Origin of the sequence: Pontibacter sp. HSC-14F20, from assembly GCF_019599265.1 — a bacterium.
Lineage (GTDB): Bacteria > Bacteroidota > Bacteroidia > Cytophagales > Hymenobacteraceae > Pontibacter.
Genome location: NZ_JAHZTC010000015.1, coordinates 90,799 through 110,784, shown reverse-complemented (window position 1 = coordinate 110,784; position 19,986 = coordinate 90,799). Strand labels below are relative to the sequence as shown.

Here is a 19,986-nt window from a genome sequence, read left to right as displayed (position 1 = left end):
AAAGATGATTTTCAATAACGCTTTGCGATACCTATACCGTGCTTTCGGAACGTTCGCATTATTTATAAGTATCCTATACCCTGCCACTGCCCAGCAACTAACAGGCAGAGTGGTAGACAAAACCAACAATTCCCCGCTTATCGGGGCCAGCTCGGTCTGGAAAGGCACCACCAAAGGCACTTCTACCGACGCTGCTGGTAACTTCACGCTGCAACTGGCGGATGCTGCTACACCCGAGATCATAGTCTCATACCTAGGGTATAAGCCGGACACTATAAACGTCAGCGGCAAAACCAATATTACTGTCGCGCTCACATCCACCGGCTCTCTAAAAGAAGTCGTGGTGGAGGGACAGCAAACGCGCTACTCAGCCCTCACTCCCACCAACTCACAGATCATCACAACCCGCGACCTGGAGAAATCGGCCTGCTGTAACCTGGCCGAAAGTTTTGAAACAAATGCCTCTGTGGAAGTAACGACAACCGACGCAGTTTCTGGCGCCAAACAAATCCAGATGCTGGGGCTGGACGGTTCCTATACCTTGCTCACCACCGACAACGTACCCGCCCTGCGCGGCCTGTCTACTCCCTACCGTCTCAATTATCTGTCAGGCACTTATATCGAATCCATCGACATTATTAAAGGGATGGGTTCGGTACTGAATGGGTATGAGTCAATTTCGGGACAGGTGAACGTGAAGCTGCGGGACCCGGAGAAAACCGAACGCCTCTACCTGAACCTGTATGGTAACAGCCTGGCCAAGTTTGATGCCAACCTGAACGTGTCGGCGCAGGTGAACCCGAAGTGGAGCACGCTTCTGATGCTGCACAGCGACCACCTGGGCAACCGCGTGGACCGCAACAAGGACGGGTTCATGGACCTGGCACTGGGTACGCACCACAACGTGTACAACAAGTGGAAATATACCCACGGCGATACCTGGGTGTCAGAGTTTGGTTTTAATGCCTTGCGCGAAACAAAACTGGGCGGACAGATGAATTATGTGAAAGGTGAAGCCGTGAGCCCGACGCAGCATTATGGCACCGAATCCGAGACCGGCCGTTTGTCTTTCTTTAACAAGACCTCCTATATCTTCCCCGGAAGGCCATACCAGAGCCTGGGCCTCATCACTTCGGGCGTGCACCATAAGTTCAACTCCCTTTATGGCCGCAGGCAGTACAACGGGGAGCAGAACACGGGCGACCTGCGCTTCATCTTCCAGTCCATCATCGGGCACACGGGCCATACCTATAAAGTGGGTGCCAGCTTTCTATACGATGACTATACAGAGCGACTGGAGCAAACCAGGTTGGCAAGAACGGAACGCGTGCCGGGTATTTTCGCAGAATACATTTTCAACAATGCCGAGAACCTGACCATTGTGGCCGGCGCAAGAACTGATTTTCACAACCTTTACGGCACTGTGTTCACCCCGCGCCTGAATGTGAAGTATGACCTCACCCCTAACACCATTTTTCGGGTGGCGACAGGCAAAGGCTTCCGGATAGCTAATCCGATTTCGGAGAACACAGCGGCCTTGGTTAGTAACCGTGCTTTTACGTTCCGGGAGGCGCTGGAGCCGGAGAAAGCCTGGAATGTGGGCGGATCCTTTACACAGTACTTTGAGTTGGGCGGTCGTCCAGGCGCTTTCATCACCGACTATTACTACACCACGTTCCAGAACCAGGTGGTGGCCGACATGTATAGCAGTGCCAACCAGGTGGAATTTTATAACCTACAAGGTCGCTCCTTCTCACGCAGCTTCCAGGCAGAACTTCAGTACGAGGTGCTGAAAGGTTTTGACGTGAAGACGGCTTATAAATATTTCGATGTGCAGACTGCCTATAACGGTGTTTTGCAGCAACGTCCCATGATTCCACAACACCGCTTTTTTGTGAACCTCGGCTTTGCCACTCCTTTCGACAAGTGGCGCGCTGACCTGACTACGCAGTTTTTCGGGCAAATGCCATTGGCTTACATGGAAGGCCACGGAGGGAAAGTAGACGTCCGGAAGTCGGACGCTTTCTATACCTTGAACGGGCAGGTGTCGCGGGCTTTCAAGCGCTGGGAAATTTATGTGGGCGGCGAAAACCTGCTGAACTATAGACAGCCAGATGCCATCAGGGGAGCTGATAATCCCTTCGGCCCTGAATTCGATACCAGCATGGTATGGGGACCGATCACTGGCAGAGTAATTTATGCAGGTATACGTTTCAAGATTGAGTAGCGGCACATCATTTGCACAGCTCCATCAGCTTTTACATAGAAAAATCATTATCATACATTAACATTCACCAATAATAAATCTCCTTATGAAAATCTTCAGAAACCTCAGCTTAGTATTTGTGATGCTCTTGGCAGCGCTCGGCGCACAGGCTCAGAGTGGCAACGAGAAAACAATCCAAATCAAGACGTCAGCCGTGTGCGACATGTGCAAAAAGAGCCTGGAAAAAGCGATGGCTTACGAGAAAGGCGTTAAAAAATCGAACCTGGATGTGGATTCAAAAATGCTGACAGTGTCCTTTGATCCTAAAAAAACCAACGAAGACAAGATCCGCAAGGCGGTGAACGACACCGGCTACGATGCAGACGACAAGCCCGCTACGCCGCGTGCCTACAACAAGCTGGACGATTGCTGCCGCAAAGAAGCTGGCGCGCACTAGGGTTTTTTGAGAAAGGATTTTTTTGACGAAGGACAAAGGACTTTGTTAGTAGAGCGCTAAGCGCACCTTCTTTTTAATCCCTGAAGTTTACAAAATATGAAAAGGCCTACTCCTGCACTGCCAGAAGTAGGCCTTTTCTATATTTAAAGTCTTTTGTCCTTCGTCTAATGGTCCGTTGTCAAAATCCTTCAGGATTTCGCTTTGTACAGCTGCCACCACGGCAGGTAGGGCTTGTCGTGGTGCTCGTAGTGGTAGCCAAAGAAGTAGCAACTCACAAATGCCCACAGGTGGTTCTTGGACTGCGTGCCGGACTTATGCCGGTTATCAGGCGCGTGCTCACCGCGATGTGGTAGGTAGGTACCGAAATAGAATAATTGAAACGTAGCCAGTATGGCAGGCACCATCCAGAACATCACCACATTCTCAAGCGGGAAAAACAGCTGGAGAACGTTGTAAGTAATGGCCATCAGCACGATCTGCCACCAGGTGATGTAGTTTTTCAGGAAGCTGTAGTACCAAGGCCAGAAGGAACCATGATGGTAGTCCGGGTCCTCCTCAGTAGCTACATGCCTGTGATGCTGGTGATGCTTCGGCAAGAGCCTCGGGTACCAATTGTAAGCAAAGAGAAAAGCGGTAACGGTACCGATAAAGCGATTCAGTTTAGGTCGACCGGGAGCGACTACGCTGTGCATGGCGTCGTGGGCGGTAATAAAAAGCCCGGTATACAGGTGCATCTGCAGCAACAGAAACAGGTATGACAGTGGCGAGGCGAAATCAACCGGAAAGCGCAGCAGGTATACGAGCAGGCCAAACCAGCACGCCACGATAATGGCTGCGATTGCTATACCTCTGTTATCTCTTTTGATTGTCTTCGCCATGGTTTTCTGACAAAAGCTAATTTGACAAAGGACGGGATTAATTACCAATATTACGTGGTGGTTTATCCAGCCGTCTATCTCGTGCTATACCTGCATTTGCCAGGTTGGATTCGCCTGTACTACTAAAAATTTGAGCTTTAGCTATACCTGTTTTACTTGCGGCTATACCTTGTTTATGGCAGCTTAGCTATAACTGACTAAACAGTTCCCCGCAGCAATAAATCGCGCACTTCCTCCATCAGCCACATGGGTGTAGAAGTAGCACCGCAGATTCCCACTTTGTCGTCGTCGGCAAACCACTCAGGTTGAATTTCCCCTACTTTCGAGACAAAGTAGGTAGCCGGGTTGGTGTCTTTGCATACCTGATAGAGCACTTTGCCGTTGCTCGACTTGGTGCCCGACACGAAGATAATCTTATCAAACTGCGCAGCAAACTTGCGCAGGTCTTTGTCGCGGTTGGATACCTGTCGGCAGATGGTGTCGTTGGCGTCTACTTCGTAGCCTTTTTGCTCGAGCGTGTCTTTGATGTTGTAGAAGTTATTGGTGCTTTTGGTGGTCTGGCTGTAGAGCGTAATTTTTGACGGCAACTCGTGCTGCATCAACTCATCCAGATTTTCGAACACCACTGCTTTGTTGCTCGTCTGCCCCAAAAGTCCCATCACTTCGGCATGCCCGTGCTTGCCATAAATAAAGATGCGCTCGTCTTTGTCGTATGATGTCTTGATGCGATTCTGCAGCTTAAGCACTACCGGACAGGAAGCATCTACCAAGGTCAGGTTATTCTGCAATGCCATGTGATAGGTGGCGGGTGGTTCGCCGTGGGCGCGAATTAGTACGGCTTCATCGCGCAGCTCCCGCAGTTGGTCATGATTGATGATGCGCAGGCCACGTTTCTGCAGCCGCTCCACCTCCACGTCGTTGTGCACGATATCGCCCAGGCAATAGAGATACCCCTGCTCGTCGAGTAGGTCTTCGGCCATTTGAATGGCATAGACCACGCCGAAGCAAAAGCCTGAGTTAGAATCGATGGTGACTTGAAGGTTTCGCATATACCTTTATACAGCCAAAGGTTGATATTGTTTAACAGCAAAACGCTGTTTTAAGCCTTCGTAAATCGAAATCGTGATCAAAAGCATCAGCATGGAGTACATAGAGTCCTCGACAGGTATAGACACAATGCGCAGATTCAGGTTGTGGCTATTGTTATACCAGACAATGGGTAGATAAGTAAGCACACCGTTCACCAGCAAAAACGGCACAAGGTGCACAACATAAGCCAGATAAAAGCGCCCCAGCTTTTGGGTATTGAAATAGTAGTAGTGGGCGCCCAGCATGGCCGCCAGCAAAGTAAAGGTGATGGAGGTATAGAGTTTCTCCAGATTGAAAACCGCCAGAAACAAAAGCACAGGTATAAGCACAAAGGTGATACCCTTAGCGTAAGGCTGCAACAAGTCTTTGGTGATGTAGGCGTTCAGGCACTCGTAAATAAAGACGCAGGCGTAAGGCACCGTGATAAAGAAAAGCACTTCTTCGAGGGGCAGATTAAATAGATAGATGCCCACCAGATACTCCGGATTAAAGCCCCATATACCTGCCTGCGTGAAAAGTTCGTCCCAGATGATGAATAGCCCTGCGTTGATCAGGATGGCCGGCCACAGGTATGGCCAGTTCTTGTAAAAAGCCACTTTTCTGTCGAAGGAGAGCAGCAGCGGGAACAGGATGGTGAAAATGTTCAGGTATAGGTATAGCGGCATCAGGGTTTAAATCGGTATGCGTTTGAGTCTTTGTTTTTCTTGTTCGGTGCAATGGTCTTTCGTCAGCATAAAAGCGCGAATATCGCGGGCCATGTCGTTAGACAAGCCGGATTTCGGGTGACGTTCCAGACCAGCGATGATCTTAGCTTTGTCGTCCTGCAGGTTTTTGCTCAGGTTAAGGTAGCGCGGCACATAATGCTCTACCGTGAAGCGCAGAAACCGTATTTCGGGGCTCAAAGCGTCGAGCTTCACCGCCTCTTCAAATATCTCAGAAGACTTCTGCAGATGCTTCATCTTCATGTAAGGGTTCCAGACATGCTTGGCCATAATCGCCTCAGAAACCGCCTTGTAGGCCAGTACCACAGGGTTGTTGTCCTCGTAGTTGCTCATCAGTTTATGAAAATCGCGGCCGGCCCTGCTGTCTTTGCTGGCCTCCACGAACTGCACGCGCAGCACTGACAATTTGTAATCTCTGGAATTATCAGCCAGCGCGGTAAAACTAAAAAACAGAAAAATGAAAAGTATTTGTAAGCTATTCTTCACGTGGTTAGATGGCGTTTAGTTGGTACCTGACATAGGAGCCTAAAAGTAAGGCAAACTTTGTGTTATCAGGTACTCTTACGCGCTCATTTAAGATATGGGTTGCCGGCAGCCCTTTGATTTTCCGGAAAAGCTTCTGATAATAGACATAGGCCAGGTATACGCCCATGCGCGCCGAACGGGGCAAAGCCAGTATGCCGGCATAGGCGTCCTCAAAGTCTTTTGCAATGTCAGCCTCTATCTGCGCTTTGCACACATTGTTGAACGTGTGTATGTCCACGGCCGGAAAGTACACCCTGCCCCGGTCCTTAAAGTCGCTCTGCATGTCGCGCAGGAAGTTCACTTTCTGGAAGGCAGCTCCCAGGCTGCTGGCTGGTTTCTTCAGCCGCTCAAACTGTTCTTCATCTCCTTCGCAGAATACTTTCAGGCACATCAGCCCTACTACTTCCGCCGAACCATAAATGTACTCTTTATACAGGGCCGGATCATACACGTGGTCGTCCAGATCCATGGCCATGCTCTTCAGGAAGGCTTCAATGTAGGCACGGTCAATCTTGTACTCATTCACCACGCACTGAAAAGCATGCAGCACGGGGTTTAGACTGATACCCTGCTCAATGGCTTCAAAAGTCTGCTGGCTGAATTGGTCAAGCAGTTTGCGCTTGTCGTAGTCATGGAAAGTGTCCACAATCTCGTCGGCGCAGCGCACAAAGCCATAGATCGCGTAGATCGGGTCGTGGAATTTACGGTGCAGCGTCCTGATGCCGAGTGTAAACGATGTGCTATACGCCTCGGTAATCAGCTTGCTGCACTTCAGGCAGGTGTCTTTAAATAAATCCATAGTTTTACTGGTGCGTTAATTGCTCACTGGTAATCGCTGACCCGGTGCCAAGGCATAATCCTTCGCCACTTCCTTTGCCACGACCTGCCCCGAAATCAGGGACGGCGGCACACCTGGGCCCGGCACGGTTAGCTGGCCGGTATAGTAGAGATTTTTCACTTTCTTGCTTTTGAGGCTCGGCTTGAGCAGGGCGGTCTGCATCAGCGTGTTGGCCAGGCCATAGGCATTGCCTTTAAAGGCATTGTAATCAGATATGAAATCGCGGTGGGCGTAACTGCGCTTGTATACCACGGCACTGCGTACTTCCTGTTTGGTCAGACGCTCGAGACGGTCCATGATCAGGTCGTAATAACGCTCCCGCAATTTTTCGGTATCTTCTAAGGCCGGCGCTACTGGCATCAGCACAAACAAGTTCTCACAATCTTCCGGCGCAACACCGGCATCGGTTACTGACGGGGCCGACACATAGAACAGTGGTTTGGCCGGCCATTTCGGGTCAGTATAAATCTCGTGCGCATGCGGCCCAAAATCCTCGTCAAAGAACAGATTGTGGTGGCGCAGGTTGTTAAGTTTCTTGCCTATACCTAAGTAGAAAATCAGGCAGGAAGGCGCCATGACACGTTTGTCCCAGTAGTCGTTTGTATAACTCCGTAAATCCGGCGCTAATAGATGGCGCTCTACATGATGGTAATCGGCGCTGGCCACAACAACATCAGCCTCGAACATACCTGTGGCAGTTCGCACGCGGCGGGCTATACCTTGCTCCACCTCAATCTTCTTCACATCTTGGTTGTATAGAAATGAGACTCCCTTCTCCTTAGCCAGCTGCACCATCCCTTTGATGATTTTATACATGCCCCCCATCGGATACCAGGTGCCCAGGATGATGTCAGCATAATTCATCAGACTATACAGTGCCGGAGTGTTTTGCGGCAGCGCTCCAAGGAACAGCACCGGAAATTCCATCAGCTTGATGATCTTATCATGCGAAAAGAAGCGGCGGATGTGTGCGTGTATGGACTGGAACACATCCATGCGAAGCACATCCAGCAGTAGGCGCAAACTCATGAACTCACTCACCGAGCGACCAGGTTTGTAGACGAGTTGGTTAATACCTACCTCGTATTTATAGGCAGCCTGTTCTAGAAACTTATCAAGACGGGCGGCGCTACCCGGCTCCCATTGCTCAAAGAGTGCCTTTAGTTCGTCAAGCGAGGCAGGTACGTCTACAAAATCATCCTCACCAAACACTACGGTATAAGACGGATCGAGCCGCACGAGGTCATAGTAATCAGAAACGGTTTTGCCGAACTTGTTGAAGTAAGACTCAAACACGTCAGGCATCCAGTACCAGCTTGGCCCCATGTCAAAGGTATAGCCTGCCTCTGCAAAACTTCGGGCACGGCCGCCGGGAGTGGCGTTCTTCTCGAGCACCGTAACTTCGTAACCCTGGTCTGCCAGACTGGTGGCGGCCGAAAGTCCCGAAAAGCCGGCACCAATCACGATTACTTTTTTTGACATCATCTAGAAATTTACTAAAAATCCCAGCATTAGTTGTAGTTAGTCGCCATAAACCTGTAGCAACTTCTTCAGTTCCTTGCGGGCAATGTGGATGCGATTCTTCACTGTCCCGATCGGAATGTTCAGTTTTTCAGCTATTTCCAAGTATTTATACCCAATGTAATACATCATAAAGGGCGTGCGATGTTCTTCATTTAATTTGGCAATAGCCGCTTTTATATCACTCATCACAAATGCCGCCGTGCCTTTGTTAACTGTCACAAAGCTGTCGTCTGTGTTTAGGTACTGCAGATACTCTGTGCTGTCAATATTGCTGCTGCGCTTAGTTATCTTGTTGTAGTTGTTGATAAACGTGTTCCGCATGATGGTGTATAGCCATGCTTTCAGGTTAGTGCCGGTGTTGAACTTGTCGCGGTTAGAGAGCGCCTTAAGTAACGTTTCCTGCACCAGATCTTTGGCATCGTCCGCGTTGCGGGTCAGGTTCATAGCTACCGGCTTCAACGAACCAGCTGCCAACTGAATATGATTGGAAAATTCTACTGCCGTCATAATGTTTAATTTTTATCTTTAACAACTAAACAATTATACGGTATATATAAATTTAAGCCAAGTTTTGTTTATCATTTTTTCAATTAAAGTAAACAAACAGCACTGTTTACAAAACTTGGTTATTGAATTTTACCCAACAAAAAAGGCCAAACCCAATCGGATTTGACCTTTATTGTTGAACTATCCCTGCTTCAGGGAGCTGTTTAACTTTTAAATATTTTTTTTCAACACCGCTTCAAAATCGTTGATGCAACTCAGGCGGTGCGTATTTTTTGGGTATTTAAGAAAACTATGCTGCGCCTGGTAGCCATAGAAATAAATACGCGCATCTGGAAAAGTTACTGCCACCCGCTCAATATATTCCTGCACGAGCTCCCGTTCCGGCACTATTGTCAGAACCGTACAAATGATTGCGGGCTTCAATTGCTCGTAGGTTTGCTTCAGATCTTCAAAAGGCAGGTTCTGGCCCAGGTAGATCACCTGATGATGGTGTGCCCGGATTAGGTAGTTCATAAAAAGCAAAGCGATCTCGTGCAGCTCACCTTCCGGCAGGTATAGCAGATAGGTAGGTGTGTCTTCTGTGCGTTTCACCACTTGCCCGTCTATGGCCACGATAAGTTTCTGCCGCACCAGATTGCTCACAAAGTGCTCGTGCGCAGGGCTTATGTTATTGGTTTGCCACAAAATGCCAATCTTATGCAGGAAAGGGTATAGCACCTGTAGCATAGCATCCTGAAAGCCCAGTTGCAAGGTTACAGTGGAGAATGATTTGTCGAACCGCTCCTCGTCCATATCGATCATAGCCGTAACCATGTTGTTGATGTGGTGCGAAAGCGTTGTACTCTCCTGTTCGGCCAGTTGCTGCACTGTCAGCTTTAGCTGTTCGGGGCTCATCCTGGCAATTTTAGATATCTTATACCCTTGCTCGTTCAGGAGTGAGATATTCAGAAGTGTTTTTAAGTCAGCGTCGCTGTAATACCGGATGTTAGTGTCGGTACGCTGGGGACAAAGCACATTGTAGCGCTGTTCCCAGATGCGGATGGTATGAGCTTTGATACCTGAGAGGTGTTCTAGCTCTTTGATGGTGTACTGCGCCACGTCTGTTCCCCTTGTTGTTGTTTTTGTAGAATTGCGTATGCGGACCTAAAATACTTCGGTGCCACCCACAGCATACCATAAGATTCTGAGCCGTCGCGGGCCGTGTGCTTATGATGCATTTTATGCGCTATGTTTAAGGCTTTGAGGTAAACATTAGACGTATTACCAAAAAGCCTGATGCGCCTGTGGATGAAAACATCGTGTATCAGGAAATAAGCCACGCCATACAGTGTAATGCCTGCGCCAATCCAGAACCGATAATCAATGGGCTCGCTGCCGAAAATAAAGAACAGCATGGCGAGGGTTCCATAATAGGCAAAAAACAGGTCATTCCACTCAAAGGCGTGCTTATGATGCGTATGATGAGACTTGTGCAGAAACCACAGAAAACCGTGCAGCACATACTTGTGCATGGCCCAGGCCACGCCTTCCATCGCTACAAAAGTGATTAACATTATTCCAAGCCCCATCAGCATACTCATCCAACAACAAGTTTAACAAATGGTTTTGAAAACTTAACAGAAATCTACCAACTCAGTGACTGTTTATTTAAAAAGGCATCAATACCGCGCTGACAATCCTCACTGCCACGGGCCACGGCGTTCATCTCGGCGGCATATTGCAAGCCCTCTTCCAGCGACATTTCCTGCACACGGGCTATCATCTCTTTGGTCACCTCCATGCTCTGTCGCGAATTTTCTTTGCAAAGCTTTTGGGCGAAGCCAAATACTTTTTCTTCCAGTTCGTCTGCGGGCACCACGTAATTCACCAGACCATATTCCTGTGCCTCGGCAGCCGAGATCAGGTCGCCGGTAAGCAACAGTTGCTTGGCGTGGGCCTCTCCTATTTTGCGTAGCAGAAACACTTTAACAATGGCAGGTATAAAGCCGATCTTCACTTCGGTGTAGCCGAACTTAGCCTCAGGAACCGTAAACGTGAAGTCGCAAATGGAAGCCAGTCCGCAGCCGCCCGCTATGGCATGCCCGTGTACCTGGGCAATCACCACTTTCTTTAAGGTATAGATCTGACGGAAGAGCTCCATCAGGTGGGTGGAGTCGGCAAGGTTGTCGTGGTAGTCGTATTGCTGCAGGCGCTGCAGGTACTCGAGGTCGGCACCGGCACAGAACACCTTGCCCTCGGCACGCAGCACAATTACTTTGCAGGTTTCGTCGTCTTCGGCGGCGGCAAAAGCGCGCTTCAGTTCGGTTACCATTTCAGCATTCAGGGCGTTTCGCTTTTCAGATCTGGTCAGGGTGATATACCCAACACGCTCCTTTACTTCGTAGCGCACGAAATCCATGGTTTGCGTGATAGGTGGTTGTGTTGTGTCAGTCATGGTAATGTCTTCTAAAATTGGTTTTCTTACACCGGCAAGCCGGTATCAGGTATACGCGAGCAAATAGCTAATGCTCGAAAAAGATAAGCAAATTAGGTGAATGTCTCAGCAAAACAGGTACAAAATCTTAGGCAATAGTCGAGTTGTCCTCCACACAGCCTGCGGTCATCAGTTAATCTTCTGTTAGATTTCAAGTAAAGGGAAAAGGTATAGGAGCCGGATATTAACTCAACCCAAGGTGTTTAAACTCCGTAAAAATTATTTGCTAACGAACGTTAGGTTGTTTACATTTGTTGTTATCTATATTAGAAGTATAATTGAGCAGGAAAGAACAGATAGAGCAAACGGCTACGGCCTTATTCAAGAGCAGAGGTTTTTCGGCCACCTCCATGCGTGACCTGGCCAATGCCTTGGGCATAGAGGCAGCCAGCATTTACTCGCATATCCGTTCCAAAGAAGAGATTCTGCAGCGGGTATGCTTCCGGATGGCAGAAGAGTTCTTCGGAGCGATTGAAGCTGTGAAAGACGAGGATGCCAGCGCCACTGAACAACTGAAACGCGCTATTTCAGCGCATGTGCAGGTACTCACCCGCAACACAGAGGCCTCTGCCGTGTTTCTGCAGGAGTGGCGCCACTTAAGTGAGCCTTACCATACCGATTTTCTGGCCCTGCGCGACCGATATGAAAATTACTTCCGCGAAATCATCCGCCAAGGTATAGCCAGCGGTGAGTTTCAGGTGCCAGATGAGAAGTTTGCCGTGCTGACGATTCTCTCAGGCCTGAACTGGATTCATACCTGGTACAAGCCGGAGGGGAAAATGAAACCGGCGGAGATTGCCGGAAACCTGTCGGCCATGCTGCTGAATGGTTTAAAGACGAACCTTAACTAGTTTACCTATACCTAACCTTAGCCGGACTGACCACCTTAACAGTCCGGCACTTTTTACTAAACCTTAAAACTGAAAATATTATGTACGGAGGAGGAAACGTTTTTGAAGCTACCAAATTCGACAACCTGCAGACTGAAGACCCTGCAAAGCTGGCCGAGTTTGAAGCGCGTATCGCCCGTGGCGAGAAAATTGAGCCAAAGGACTGGATGCCCGAGCTCTACCGCAAGCAACTCATTCGTATGATTGAGCAACACGCGCACTCCGAAATAATCGGTGCGCTGCCAGAAGGTACCTGGATTACCCGCGCACCAGGCTTTCGCCGCAAAATGGCCCAAATGGCCAAGGTGCAGGACGAAGTTGGGCACGCACAGTTATTATATAGTGCCGCCGAAACACTGGGCAAGACACGCGAGCAAATGCTGACCGACCTGATTAATGGAAAGAGCAAGTACTCGAATGTGTTCAACTACCCGGCTTTTACCTGGGCAGACTCAAACATCATTTCATGGCTCATTGACGCGGGCGCGATTGTAAACCAGATGGCCAATGCCAAAGGTTCGTACGGTCCTTACTCCCGTGCGCTGGAACGTATCTGTGCTGAAGAAGCTTTCCACCTGAAGTATGGGCACGACGCTGTAGTGCACATGGCAACCGGCTCATCCAAGCAGCGCGAAATGATTCAGGCTGCACTCAACCGCTGGTGGCCTCCTATTATGACCTTCTTTGGCCCATCGGACAAAATGAGTACACACACCGAAACGCTCATGCGCTGGAAAGTGAAGATGGCCTCTAATGACGAGTGCCGCCAGCAGTTCCTCGACATGTATGTGCCCAAGATCTGGGAACTTGGACTGACTGTGCCAGACCCGAAACTGAAGAAGAACATGGAAACCGGTCAGTGGGAATACACCGAGCCGGATTGGGATGAGTTCAAGCGTGTGATAAACGGCGACGGTCCTTGTAACGCCGAGCGACTGGCCGTGCGCCGCACCGCCGAAGAGCGTGGTGCCTGGGTTCGCAGAGCACTCCTCAACCCGAAAGCAAAGTATGTGAAGCCATTGGCGTAGCCAATGACAAATTAGAAATGAGAAATTATGAATTAGAAATTGATTTGAAGTACGTGGCTCTCAAAAGGCTTGACTTCATTTCTATTTTCTAATTTTTGATTCATAATTAGCGAAGCATGAGCTTAAAATCATTAGACCCAAGAGTAACCCGACTGAACCTGCCGGAAGGCGAGGCGCCCGCTATTGAGCCAAAGCAGGAGCTGGACCAGTTTGAAACATACGAGGCCTTTCATCAGAAAAAAGACGGAGCCGCCCATACCTATGTGGGACCCGTTCACGCGCCAAACGAAGACGTGGCTTTCCTGTTTGCGAAAGAACAGTATAGCCGCCGATTTACCTGCGTAGGCCTCTGGATTGTCCGCACTGAACACATTCAGGTGACGCCCTATGTAGGCGACCAGGAAAATGTGTACGACATGATGCGTGTAGAAGAACCGACGGAGCGCAGCGAAGAAGTTGAGGCTTACGAAATCTTTCACCTCAAGAAACGTGGCAAAGCACATGCCCATGTAGGTCGTGTAATGGCGACTTCTTATCAGGAAGCACTACAGGAAGCACGCAAACAATTCGGCGAGAAAGGCCCGATTGTGAATGTTTGGGTGATGAAATCGAAGCATGTACTGCAGTCAGCAGAAGAGGACAAGGACATGTGGACCACTATACCTGAGAAAAAGTACCGCGAAGCCATCGCCTACAAAGTGATGGACAAAATCACAAAGTATAAAGAAGAACACAAAACGACTGCCTCCTAATGAACGAGCTCGCGATAAAAGACCTTTTATACAAACTGGCCGACGACCAACTGATATTGGGCCACCGCAACTCCGAGTGGACAGGCTTCGGCCCGATCCTCGAAGAAGACATTGCCTTCTCATCAATGGCGCAGGATAAAATTGGCCATAGCCTGGCGTTCTATACCTTGCTTCAGGACCTAGGCGAAACTGACCCGGATACGGTTGCCTTTACACGCAACGCCAACCAGTTTCACAACAGCCAGTTGGTTGAGCTGCCTAACGGCGAGTACGACTTCAGTTTGATTCGTCACTTCCTGTACGACAACGCCGAGATCATCCGTTTCGAGATGCTGAGCCAGTCGAGCTACGAACCAATTGCCAAAGTTACTACTAAGCTGAAAGGTGAAGTGAAGTACCACGTACTGCACGCCAACACCTGGATCAAGAACCTGGGCTCTTCTACCGAAGAAGCCATCCTGCGTTTGCAGTCTTCTTTGACCGAAGCTATACCTTATGCGTTGGGTATGTTTGAGACTTCGAAGTTCGAACAGGAGTTAATCGAATCTGGCGTATACGCTGGCGAGGAGGCCGTGAAAGCCGAGTGGCTGGAGCGCATTCAGGCGGTGATTGAAAAGACTGATTTGAAATTACCAGATCTGAATACGACTGAGCCAAAGTTTGGCGGTCGCAACGGCGAGCATACCGAGCATTTACAGCCGCTTCTCGACGAGATGGCCGAAGTGTTTAAAATTGACCCGACTGCGGAGTGGTAACTGATTTGACAATGGACAGTTTTTCAAAGGATATAAGATGGAACATAACACAGTCAATTCCTTTGTCTTTAGTCATTAAGTCCTTTGTCTACAAGTAAAAGCATGGAACTGACAAAAGAAAACATATTGATCCTGTTGGAGGAGGTGAAGGACCCTGAGATACCGGTGTTGTCGCTGGTGGATTTGGGGGTGATCACGGGCGTGACTATATCTGACGAAAGCCACGTGACGGTGAATATGACGCCGACCTTTGCCGGTTGCCCTGCCATGGACTACATGAAAAAGGACGTGGAGCGCACTCTGGATAAGTATGGCATTACCAACCATACCGTCATTATGTCTTTCGACCAGCCTTGGGACAGTAACAAGCTTTCGGAAAAAGGGCGTCAGCACCTAAAGGAATTCGGTTTGGCCCCCCCCCCAAAGTATGATTTGATTCTCGATCTGGACATTCTGGAGCATGCGAAATGTCCCTACTGCGACAGCGAAAACACCGACCTACGCACACCTTTCGGACCAACATTATGCCGTTCCATGCACTACTGCAACGACTGCCGGCAGATGTTTGAGCAGTTCAAGCCGCTATAACTGCATTGATAAGAAAACAAAAAAATCGCCTGTTGGAAACGACAGGCGATTTTTTTGTTTGAATCTGGATTTAAGAAGGCCCCTACCCCACGGATTGACAGGAATCTTCGTGTACGATTAACATCCCCATGTCCCCTTCAAATGGGGACTTCTACTACTGCCAGTTTCTAGGTATAGCTCCATAGTAAACACCACTGGCAGGTATGGCAAGAGTAACTTGCCCTTTAGGCTATGAAATAAATCACTGAGCCAGGTGCACTTAAATGACTACTCAGTGTTTGAGCGTTCAACGAGTGGGGGTAGGGGCCCTCGATTTGGGAAGTCTTGATTTTTTTGCTAACTTTTTATGTCAAGATAAAAAGTGAGTGCCCGCCGCACAGGCGAAGCTATAAAACAATACCCCTTGGTATACCTGAAAGCCTAGGTATACCCCACTTACTTTCCCCTAGCGAAAACAGCAACTGCCTTCCCGCCCAACAACAATTCCAGACTTTCTTCACTTACGCTATACCTCAACTCTGCGTCACTTAACACCCGCAAAAACTGGCTCTCCAGGTCCATATCCAGACAAGCCATTCTCGTTGCGGCGATGGGACCGAAATTGATTCTGTCACTGATTGGCTCAAGCCTGCCTGTTATTCTGTTGCAACCTGCTCTTCCCGACACCCTGCCTTCGGCTAAATCTATGTTCAGGAAAGGCTGATTTTGTTCAGCATCTTTAATATTAATGGCTTTCCCTTCTAGCTCAACCAAATTCCAGTTGCCGTTTAAGCGGGAGTCACGGAGGTACATGCCACAGCCTTTGTATTCCATATCGTTTTTCAACACAGTTACAGTATAAGGAAACTTACGACCTGACATCGTGTTGACGCAAGTCTCTTTCACCAGCCGGATTTCCAGATTTCCTGATACAGTTTGCACTTTATAAACTATACCCTCCGCTCCTTCCAGCTTTTCAGCGGCAGGAACCGGGGTGAGCACGCTGCCATTCTCTTCATCCAGCGCCTTGAACTCTATCATTTTTTCTAAGTCAATTTCCAGCGACCAAAATGGTTCGTTACCGGTAGCAGCGAAGTCTATACCCCGCTCATACTTCTCGCGCCACAGGCTAGGATTGTCCTCTGGTTCTTCCGGGTTTTGGCGGGCCAGGCGGTAGGCATCGGCAAGTTGCGATTCAATTTTGTTGCCTTCACTATCGAGCATGATCAACGTTTCGCCTTCTATAACTAACTGATTATTACCTACGCCTTGTTTTTTTAGCTGCACTCTGCCATCGCCAACACCCCAATGACCAGACTGTACGAATGGTGTCGCACTGCGCCCTTGGTACACCATGCGCTCGCGGTAGGTGCTGTCAGCATGAAGCTCTAAGGTATAATCTATCCCCGGGCAGTCGGCGCAGGGAATAGTGCCCGACCACATGCCTATGGCTGTCCGTGCAACTTCTGCATTTGACATAGGTGCGTTGGATTGCGTAACAGAGCCTGGCAAGTTGGTACAGGCTGCAGCGATGCATAACAATAAAATCGCTATTGGGAACAAGAGTTTAAGCGGGTTCATGTTTCTTTTCGAACAGGTATAAATTCTCTACTTGAAAGGGCAATTAATCTCTCCGACAAAGAGATTAATACTGGTAAGCGCACGTTTTAATACTGTGCTCACAAAGCTAGAACTACTATCTGACAACGGCAACCTTACTGTAAAAAGAAAAAGCCCCACCGTCACACGCAGGTAACGACGGGGCTTTCGCGAAGGTATAGCTATACCTTATATTTTAGCCATTTCGCCTTTCACAAAATCTACCAGGCTTTTGATGTACTCCGAGCTGAAATCGAACTTGATGCCGGCAGCTTCATATACCTCGCCAATCGAGACGGTATAACCTAGTCTGAGGGCACGCTTGTAGGCGGCCAGTCCTTCGGCAGGATTCTCTTTATAGTTCTTCCAGACGGCGATAGCTCCCAGCTGTGCCATGGCATATTCTACGTAGTAAAAGGGCACTTCGTAGATGTGTAGCTGCTTCTGCCACATGAAGGGCTTATACTTCTCGAGTCCGTTCCAGTTAACTTCTAAGTGATTAAAACGCCCGAAAATATTGAGCCACTCCTGGTGGCGCATTTCCTGCGTATGGCCTGGATTTTCATACAGCCAGTGCTGAAACTTATCCACGGTAGCTACCCACGGGAAGGTCTCGAGTACGCTCTCCAAATGTGTGCGTTTGGCACGGCGTAATTCGTCTTCATCGCTAAAGAAGGTATCCCAGTAGTCCATTGAAATCAGCTCCATTGACATAGATGCCAGTTCGGCTACTTCTGAAGGTGGGTGTTTAAATGCGCTGAGCGTCAGGTCGCGGGTCAGGAAGGAATGCACGGCGTGGCCGCCTTCGTGTAACATGGTAATCACATCGCGCAGACTCGAAGTGGCATTCATGAAAATGAACGGAACTCCAATCTCATCCAGCGGATAGTTATACCCACCTGGCGCCTTTCCTTTTCTCGATTCCAGATCCAGGTGGCCCATTTCGCGCATGGTAGCCAGGCAGTCGCCGAGATAAGTGTCAAGATTATAGAATACCTGTATCGTTTTCTCCAGGAGTTCCTCACCTGAATGAAATGGCTCCAAAGGTGCTTTTCCACTCGGGTCTACGTCGAGGTCCCACGGGCGCAGGTCAGCTATACCTAGCTTCTCTTTGCGTTCGTGATCTATACCTGACAACAGAGGCACGATAGTCTCTTCGATGGACTGATGAAAATCAAAGCAATCCTGCGGGGTATAGTCAAAGCGGCCCATGGCAGCGAACATGTAGTCCCGGAAGTTGTCGAAGTCAGCATTTTGGGCAACCTGCGTGCGAAGCTTTAACAGTTCGTCGAACAGGTCGTCGAGTTTCTGGCGGTCCTGTGTGCGGCGCTCCTGTATGGCACGCCACGCCTCCTCGCGTACTTCACGCTCATTGCGCTTCAGGCGGTCGGCGGCACGTTGCAGGGTCATCTCCTCGCCGTCCAGCGTCACGGTCATAGCCCCTGTTATGGCGGCGTACTGTTGCTGTTTGGTGCTGATGTCGGTGTTGAGTGGAATATTCTCTTCCCGGAAAATCTCCAGTGCACGTTCTACGCCGCGCAGATAGATGCGGTATTTATTTTTGTCGAGCCCGTTTACGTAAGGCGAATGCATCAACTTCAGGTTGAGTTCGTGGTCGTAAGGGGCAATTTGGGGTTCTATCTCTGATACGAAATACTGGAAAGCTTTTGTGATATCCTCATTTTGGGTGTCGCAGGTCATGCGGATGTAGCGCCAACCGAGGTCTTCAGAGAGCACGCTCTCGAGTTCGCTACGGTCTTTCATCCACTTTTCCAGCTCCTCCCCTGAGTTGATAGGTCGGCTTTTCAGCTCTTCAAAATATGGCTGTATTGTTTCCCAGTTATCTATTTTAAAGTCTTCGGACAGGTAAACCCGCTTCTTTCGTTCGGGTACTTGTATCATAGCTTCTGTTTTACTCATAGGTGGTTCTGTAAAGAAAAGGTAATATAGAGACTTCTCCTGAAAGTGCAAAAAAAAGCTGCACTATATATGTAAAATATAGCGCAGCTAAATTGAAGTTACAACAGTCGTATTCTAGCCTATTTCGATGACCACATTAGCGGTTAAAGGATGGCCCACACAGTTGAGTACATACCCTTCGTCGAGTTCGGCGTCAGAAAGTCCCTCACGTTCGTCCAGGTGTACTTTTCCGCTCAGGCACTTGCCACGGCAGGCGGTACACAAACCAGCCTGGCAGGAATATGGCAAATCTACGTCCTGGTCAAGCGCCGCTTCCAGTATGGTCTGGTCCGGCTCTACCACCACGCTGTACTCGGCTCCTTCGTAAATGATAGTGACGGTCTGAGTGGTAATCTCACCGTCATCGTTCGATGAGGAAACGTCGCCGTGGTGCTCCTGCTCCTGCTGCTCCACCAGTTTGTTGCTCACAAAACTCTCGCGGAAAATGCGGTCGGCAGGCACATGCAGTACATTCAGGGCTTTGCGGGCCTCTTCCATCATACCCTCAGGTCCGCACATGTAGTAGAGCGCATCAGCTGGTTTGGCCACTTTCAAACGCTCGAGTATCTTCAGCACCATGCTTTGATTCATGCGGCCGCGGTAGTCGCAGGCATGCTTGGGCTGACTATAGATATACTCCACATGCAGGCGCTCCGGATTGGCGGCCTGCAGTTCCTGCAGCTGTTGCTTGAAAATAACTGAATCCTCATCGCGGTTGCCATACAACAAAGTCACTATGGTATTCGGCTCTTCGCGCAGCGTTGCCCGGAGCATGGACATAAGTGGTGTAATGCCGCTGCCGGCGCCAAAAAGGATAACATGACGGCTTTTTCCGGCTTCTGGAACGAAGTTAAAATTACCGAGCGGCTCCATCACCTCAATTTCCTGTCCAACTTGCAGATTATCAAGCAAATAATTAGAAACCAGACCGCCTTCTACACGTTTAACAGTTACTGACAGGCGATTGCCCTCGTTCGGGGCGCAACACAGTGAGTAAGAACGGCGGACTTTCTTTCCGTCAATCGGGATGATAAGTGTCAGGAATTGCCCTGCCTTGAATGGAATCGGTTTTTTATCGGGATGTTCTAAGTGTATCGTAATCGCATCTGAGGTTTCGCGGGTTATCTCCACAACCTTCAGCATGAAATAAGGGCTACTCATATCGTTTTATTACTAGTCTTTTAGGGGGAAACATGGTTTCAAACTGAAAGTTACGA

Annotated in this window: 20 protein-coding genes; 7 read left to right on the top strand and 13 right to left on the bottom strand. The window is 49.1% G+C overall.

Translation table 11 applies throughout. The features are described from left to right. Window positions 1–4 precede the first annotated feature (4 nt). Together K3G39_RS14915 and K3G39_RS14910 are read left to right on the top strand one after the other, a co-directional pair. Window positions 5–2,227, top strand: coding sequence for a TonB-dependent receptor (locus K3G39_RS14915; protein WP_220626966.1), 2,223 nt, complete (start codon window positions 5–7; stop codon window positions 2,225–2,227). Between the two features lie 85 nt (window positions 2,228–2,312). Then, window positions 2,313–2,663 carry a heavy-metal-associated domain-containing protein gene (locus K3G39_RS14910; protein WP_220626965.1) on the top strand — a complete coding sequence of 117 codons (351 nt, stop codon included), beginning with the start codon at window positions 2,313–2,315 and terminating at the stop codon, window positions 2,661–2,663. Window positions 2,664–2,851: 188 nt separating this feature from the next. Here the strand turns inward: K3G39_RS14910 and K3G39_RS14905 are convergent, their stop codons facing one another. The 10 genes from K3G39_RS14905 to K3G39_RS14860 form a co-directional block, all read right to left on the bottom strand. Beyond that, window positions 2,852–3,541 (bottom strand): fatty acid desaturase, encoded by a 690-nt coding sequence (locus K3G39_RS14905; protein WP_220626964.1) that lies wholly within the window; start codon window positions 3,539–3,541, stop codon window positions 2,852–2,854. Between the two features lie 197 nt (window positions 3,542–3,738). Then, entirely contained in the window at window positions 3,739–4,590 is an 852-nt protein-coding gene (locus tag K3G39_RS14900) for a 4-hydroxy-3-methylbut-2-enyl diphosphate reductase (RefSeq protein WP_220626963.1), read from the bottom strand. Between the two features lie 6 nt (window positions 4,591–4,596). Next, window positions 4,597–5,295 carry a lycopene cyclase domain-containing protein gene (locus tag K3G39_RS14895; RefSeq protein ID WP_220626962.1) on the bottom strand — a complete coding sequence of 233 codons (699 nt, stop codon included), beginning with the start codon at window positions 5,293–5,295 and terminating at the stop codon, window positions 4,597–4,599. Window positions 5,296–5,301: 6 nt separating this feature from the next. After that, window positions 5,302–5,838 carry a hypothetical protein gene (locus K3G39_RS14890; RefSeq protein WP_220626961.1) on the bottom strand — a complete coding sequence of 179 codons (537 nt, stop codon included), beginning with the start codon at window positions 5,836–5,838 and terminating at the stop codon, window positions 5,302–5,304. A gap of 4 nt (window positions 5,839–5,842) precedes the next feature. Beyond that, a complete protein-coding gene (locus tag K3G39_RS14885; protein ID WP_220626960.1) occupies window positions 5,843–6,676 on the bottom strand; it encodes a phytoene/squalene synthase family protein in 834 nt (277 codons plus the stop codon). Window positions 6,677–6,691: 15 nt separating this feature from the next. Beyond that, window positions 6,692–8,200, bottom strand: coding sequence for an NAD(P)/FAD-dependent oxidoreductase (locus K3G39_RS14880; RefSeq protein ID WP_220626959.1), 1,509 nt, complete (start codon window positions 8,198–8,200; stop codon window positions 6,692–6,694). Between the two features lie 36 nt (window positions 8,201–8,236). Continuing rightward, window positions 8,237–8,746, bottom strand: coding sequence for an RNA polymerase sigma factor (locus K3G39_RS14875; protein ID WP_220626958.1), 510 nt, complete (start codon window positions 8,744–8,746; stop codon window positions 8,237–8,239). Window positions 8,747–8,956: 210 nt separating this feature from the next. Beyond that, window positions 8,957–9,844 (bottom strand): MerR family transcriptional regulator, encoded by an 888-nt coding sequence (locus K3G39_RS14870; protein ID WP_220626957.1) that lies wholly within the window; start codon window positions 9,842–9,844, stop codon window positions 8,957–8,959. Further along, window positions 9,817–10,299: a fatty acid hydroxylase gene (locus K3G39_RS14865; RefSeq protein ID WP_255594380.1), complete on the bottom strand. Its 483-nt coding sequence runs from the start codon at window positions 10,297–10,299 to the stop codon at window positions 9,817–9,819. The genes K3G39_RS14870 and K3G39_RS14865 overlap by 28 nt, the downstream gene beginning before the upstream one ends. A 71-nt stretch (window positions 10,300–10,370) precedes the next feature. Beyond that, window positions 10,371–11,144: an enoyl-CoA hydratase/isomerase family protein gene (locus K3G39_RS14860; RefSeq protein ID WP_220626992.1), complete on the bottom strand. Its 774-nt coding sequence runs from the start codon at window positions 11,142–11,144 to the stop codon at window positions 10,371–10,373. A gap of 353 nt (window positions 11,145–11,497) precedes the next feature. Between K3G39_RS14860 and K3G39_RS14855 the strand changes: the two genes are divergently transcribed. The 5 genes from K3G39_RS14855 (at window position 11,498) to paaD (ending at window position 15,232) form a co-directional block, all read left to right on the top strand. After that, window positions 11,498–12,070 (top strand): TetR/AcrR family transcriptional regulator, encoded by a 573-nt coding sequence (locus K3G39_RS14855; protein WP_220626955.1) that lies wholly within the window; start codon window positions 11,498–11,500, stop codon window positions 12,068–12,070. Window positions 12,071–12,150: 80 nt separating this feature from the next. Then, window positions 12,151–13,137 (top strand): 1,2-phenylacetyl-CoA epoxidase subunit PaaA, encoded by a 987-nt coding sequence (gene paaA / locus K3G39_RS14850; RefSeq protein WP_220626954.1) that lies wholly within the window; start codon window positions 12,151–12,153, stop codon window positions 13,135–13,137. 116 nt (window positions 13,138–13,253) lie between these two features. After that, window positions 13,254–13,889: a phenylacetic acid degradation b gene (locus K3G39_RS14845; RefSeq protein WP_220626953.1), complete on the top strand. Its 636-nt coding sequence runs from the start codon at window positions 13,254–13,256 to the stop codon at window positions 13,887–13,889. Next, window positions 13,889–14,644, top strand: coding sequence for a 1,2-phenylacetyl-CoA epoxidase subunit PaaC (gene paaC / locus K3G39_RS14840; protein ID WP_220626952.1), 756 nt, complete (start codon window positions 13,889–13,891; stop codon window positions 14,642–14,644). The genes K3G39_RS14845 and paaC overlap by 1 nt, the downstream gene beginning before the upstream one ends. A 102-nt stretch (window positions 14,645–14,746) precedes the next feature. Further along, the gene (gene paaD / locus K3G39_RS14835; RefSeq protein WP_220626951.1) at window positions 14,747–15,232 is read left to right on the top strand and encodes a 1,2-phenylacetyl-CoA epoxidase subunit PaaD; all 486 of its coding nucleotides are present in this window, start codon (window positions 14,747–14,749) and stop codon (window positions 15,230–15,232) included. Window positions 15,233–15,667: 435 nt separating this feature from the next. Here paaD and K3G39_RS14830 read toward each other — a convergent pair whose 3' ends face one another. The 3 genes from K3G39_RS14830 to K3G39_RS14820 form a co-directional block, all read right to left on the bottom strand. Beyond that, window positions 15,668–16,690 (bottom strand): copper resistance protein NlpE N-terminal domain-containing protein, encoded by a 1,023-nt coding sequence (locus K3G39_RS14830; protein WP_220626950.1) that lies wholly within the window; start codon window positions 16,688–16,690, stop codon window positions 15,668–15,670. Between the two features lie 309 nt (window positions 16,691–16,999). After that, on the bottom strand, window positions 17,000–18,712 hold the full coding sequence (locus K3G39_RS14825; RefSeq protein WP_255594379.1) for a M3 family oligoendopeptidase: 1,713 nt from the start codon (window positions 18,710–18,712) through the stop codon (window positions 17,000–17,002). A 132-nt stretch (window positions 18,713–18,844) separates the two neighbouring features. Beyond that, window positions 18,845–19,930, bottom strand: coding sequence for a ferredoxin--NADP reductase (locus K3G39_RS14820; RefSeq protein ID WP_220626948.1), 1,086 nt, complete (start codon window positions 19,928–19,930; stop codon window positions 18,845–18,847). Window positions 19,931–19,986 lie beyond the last annotated feature (56 nt).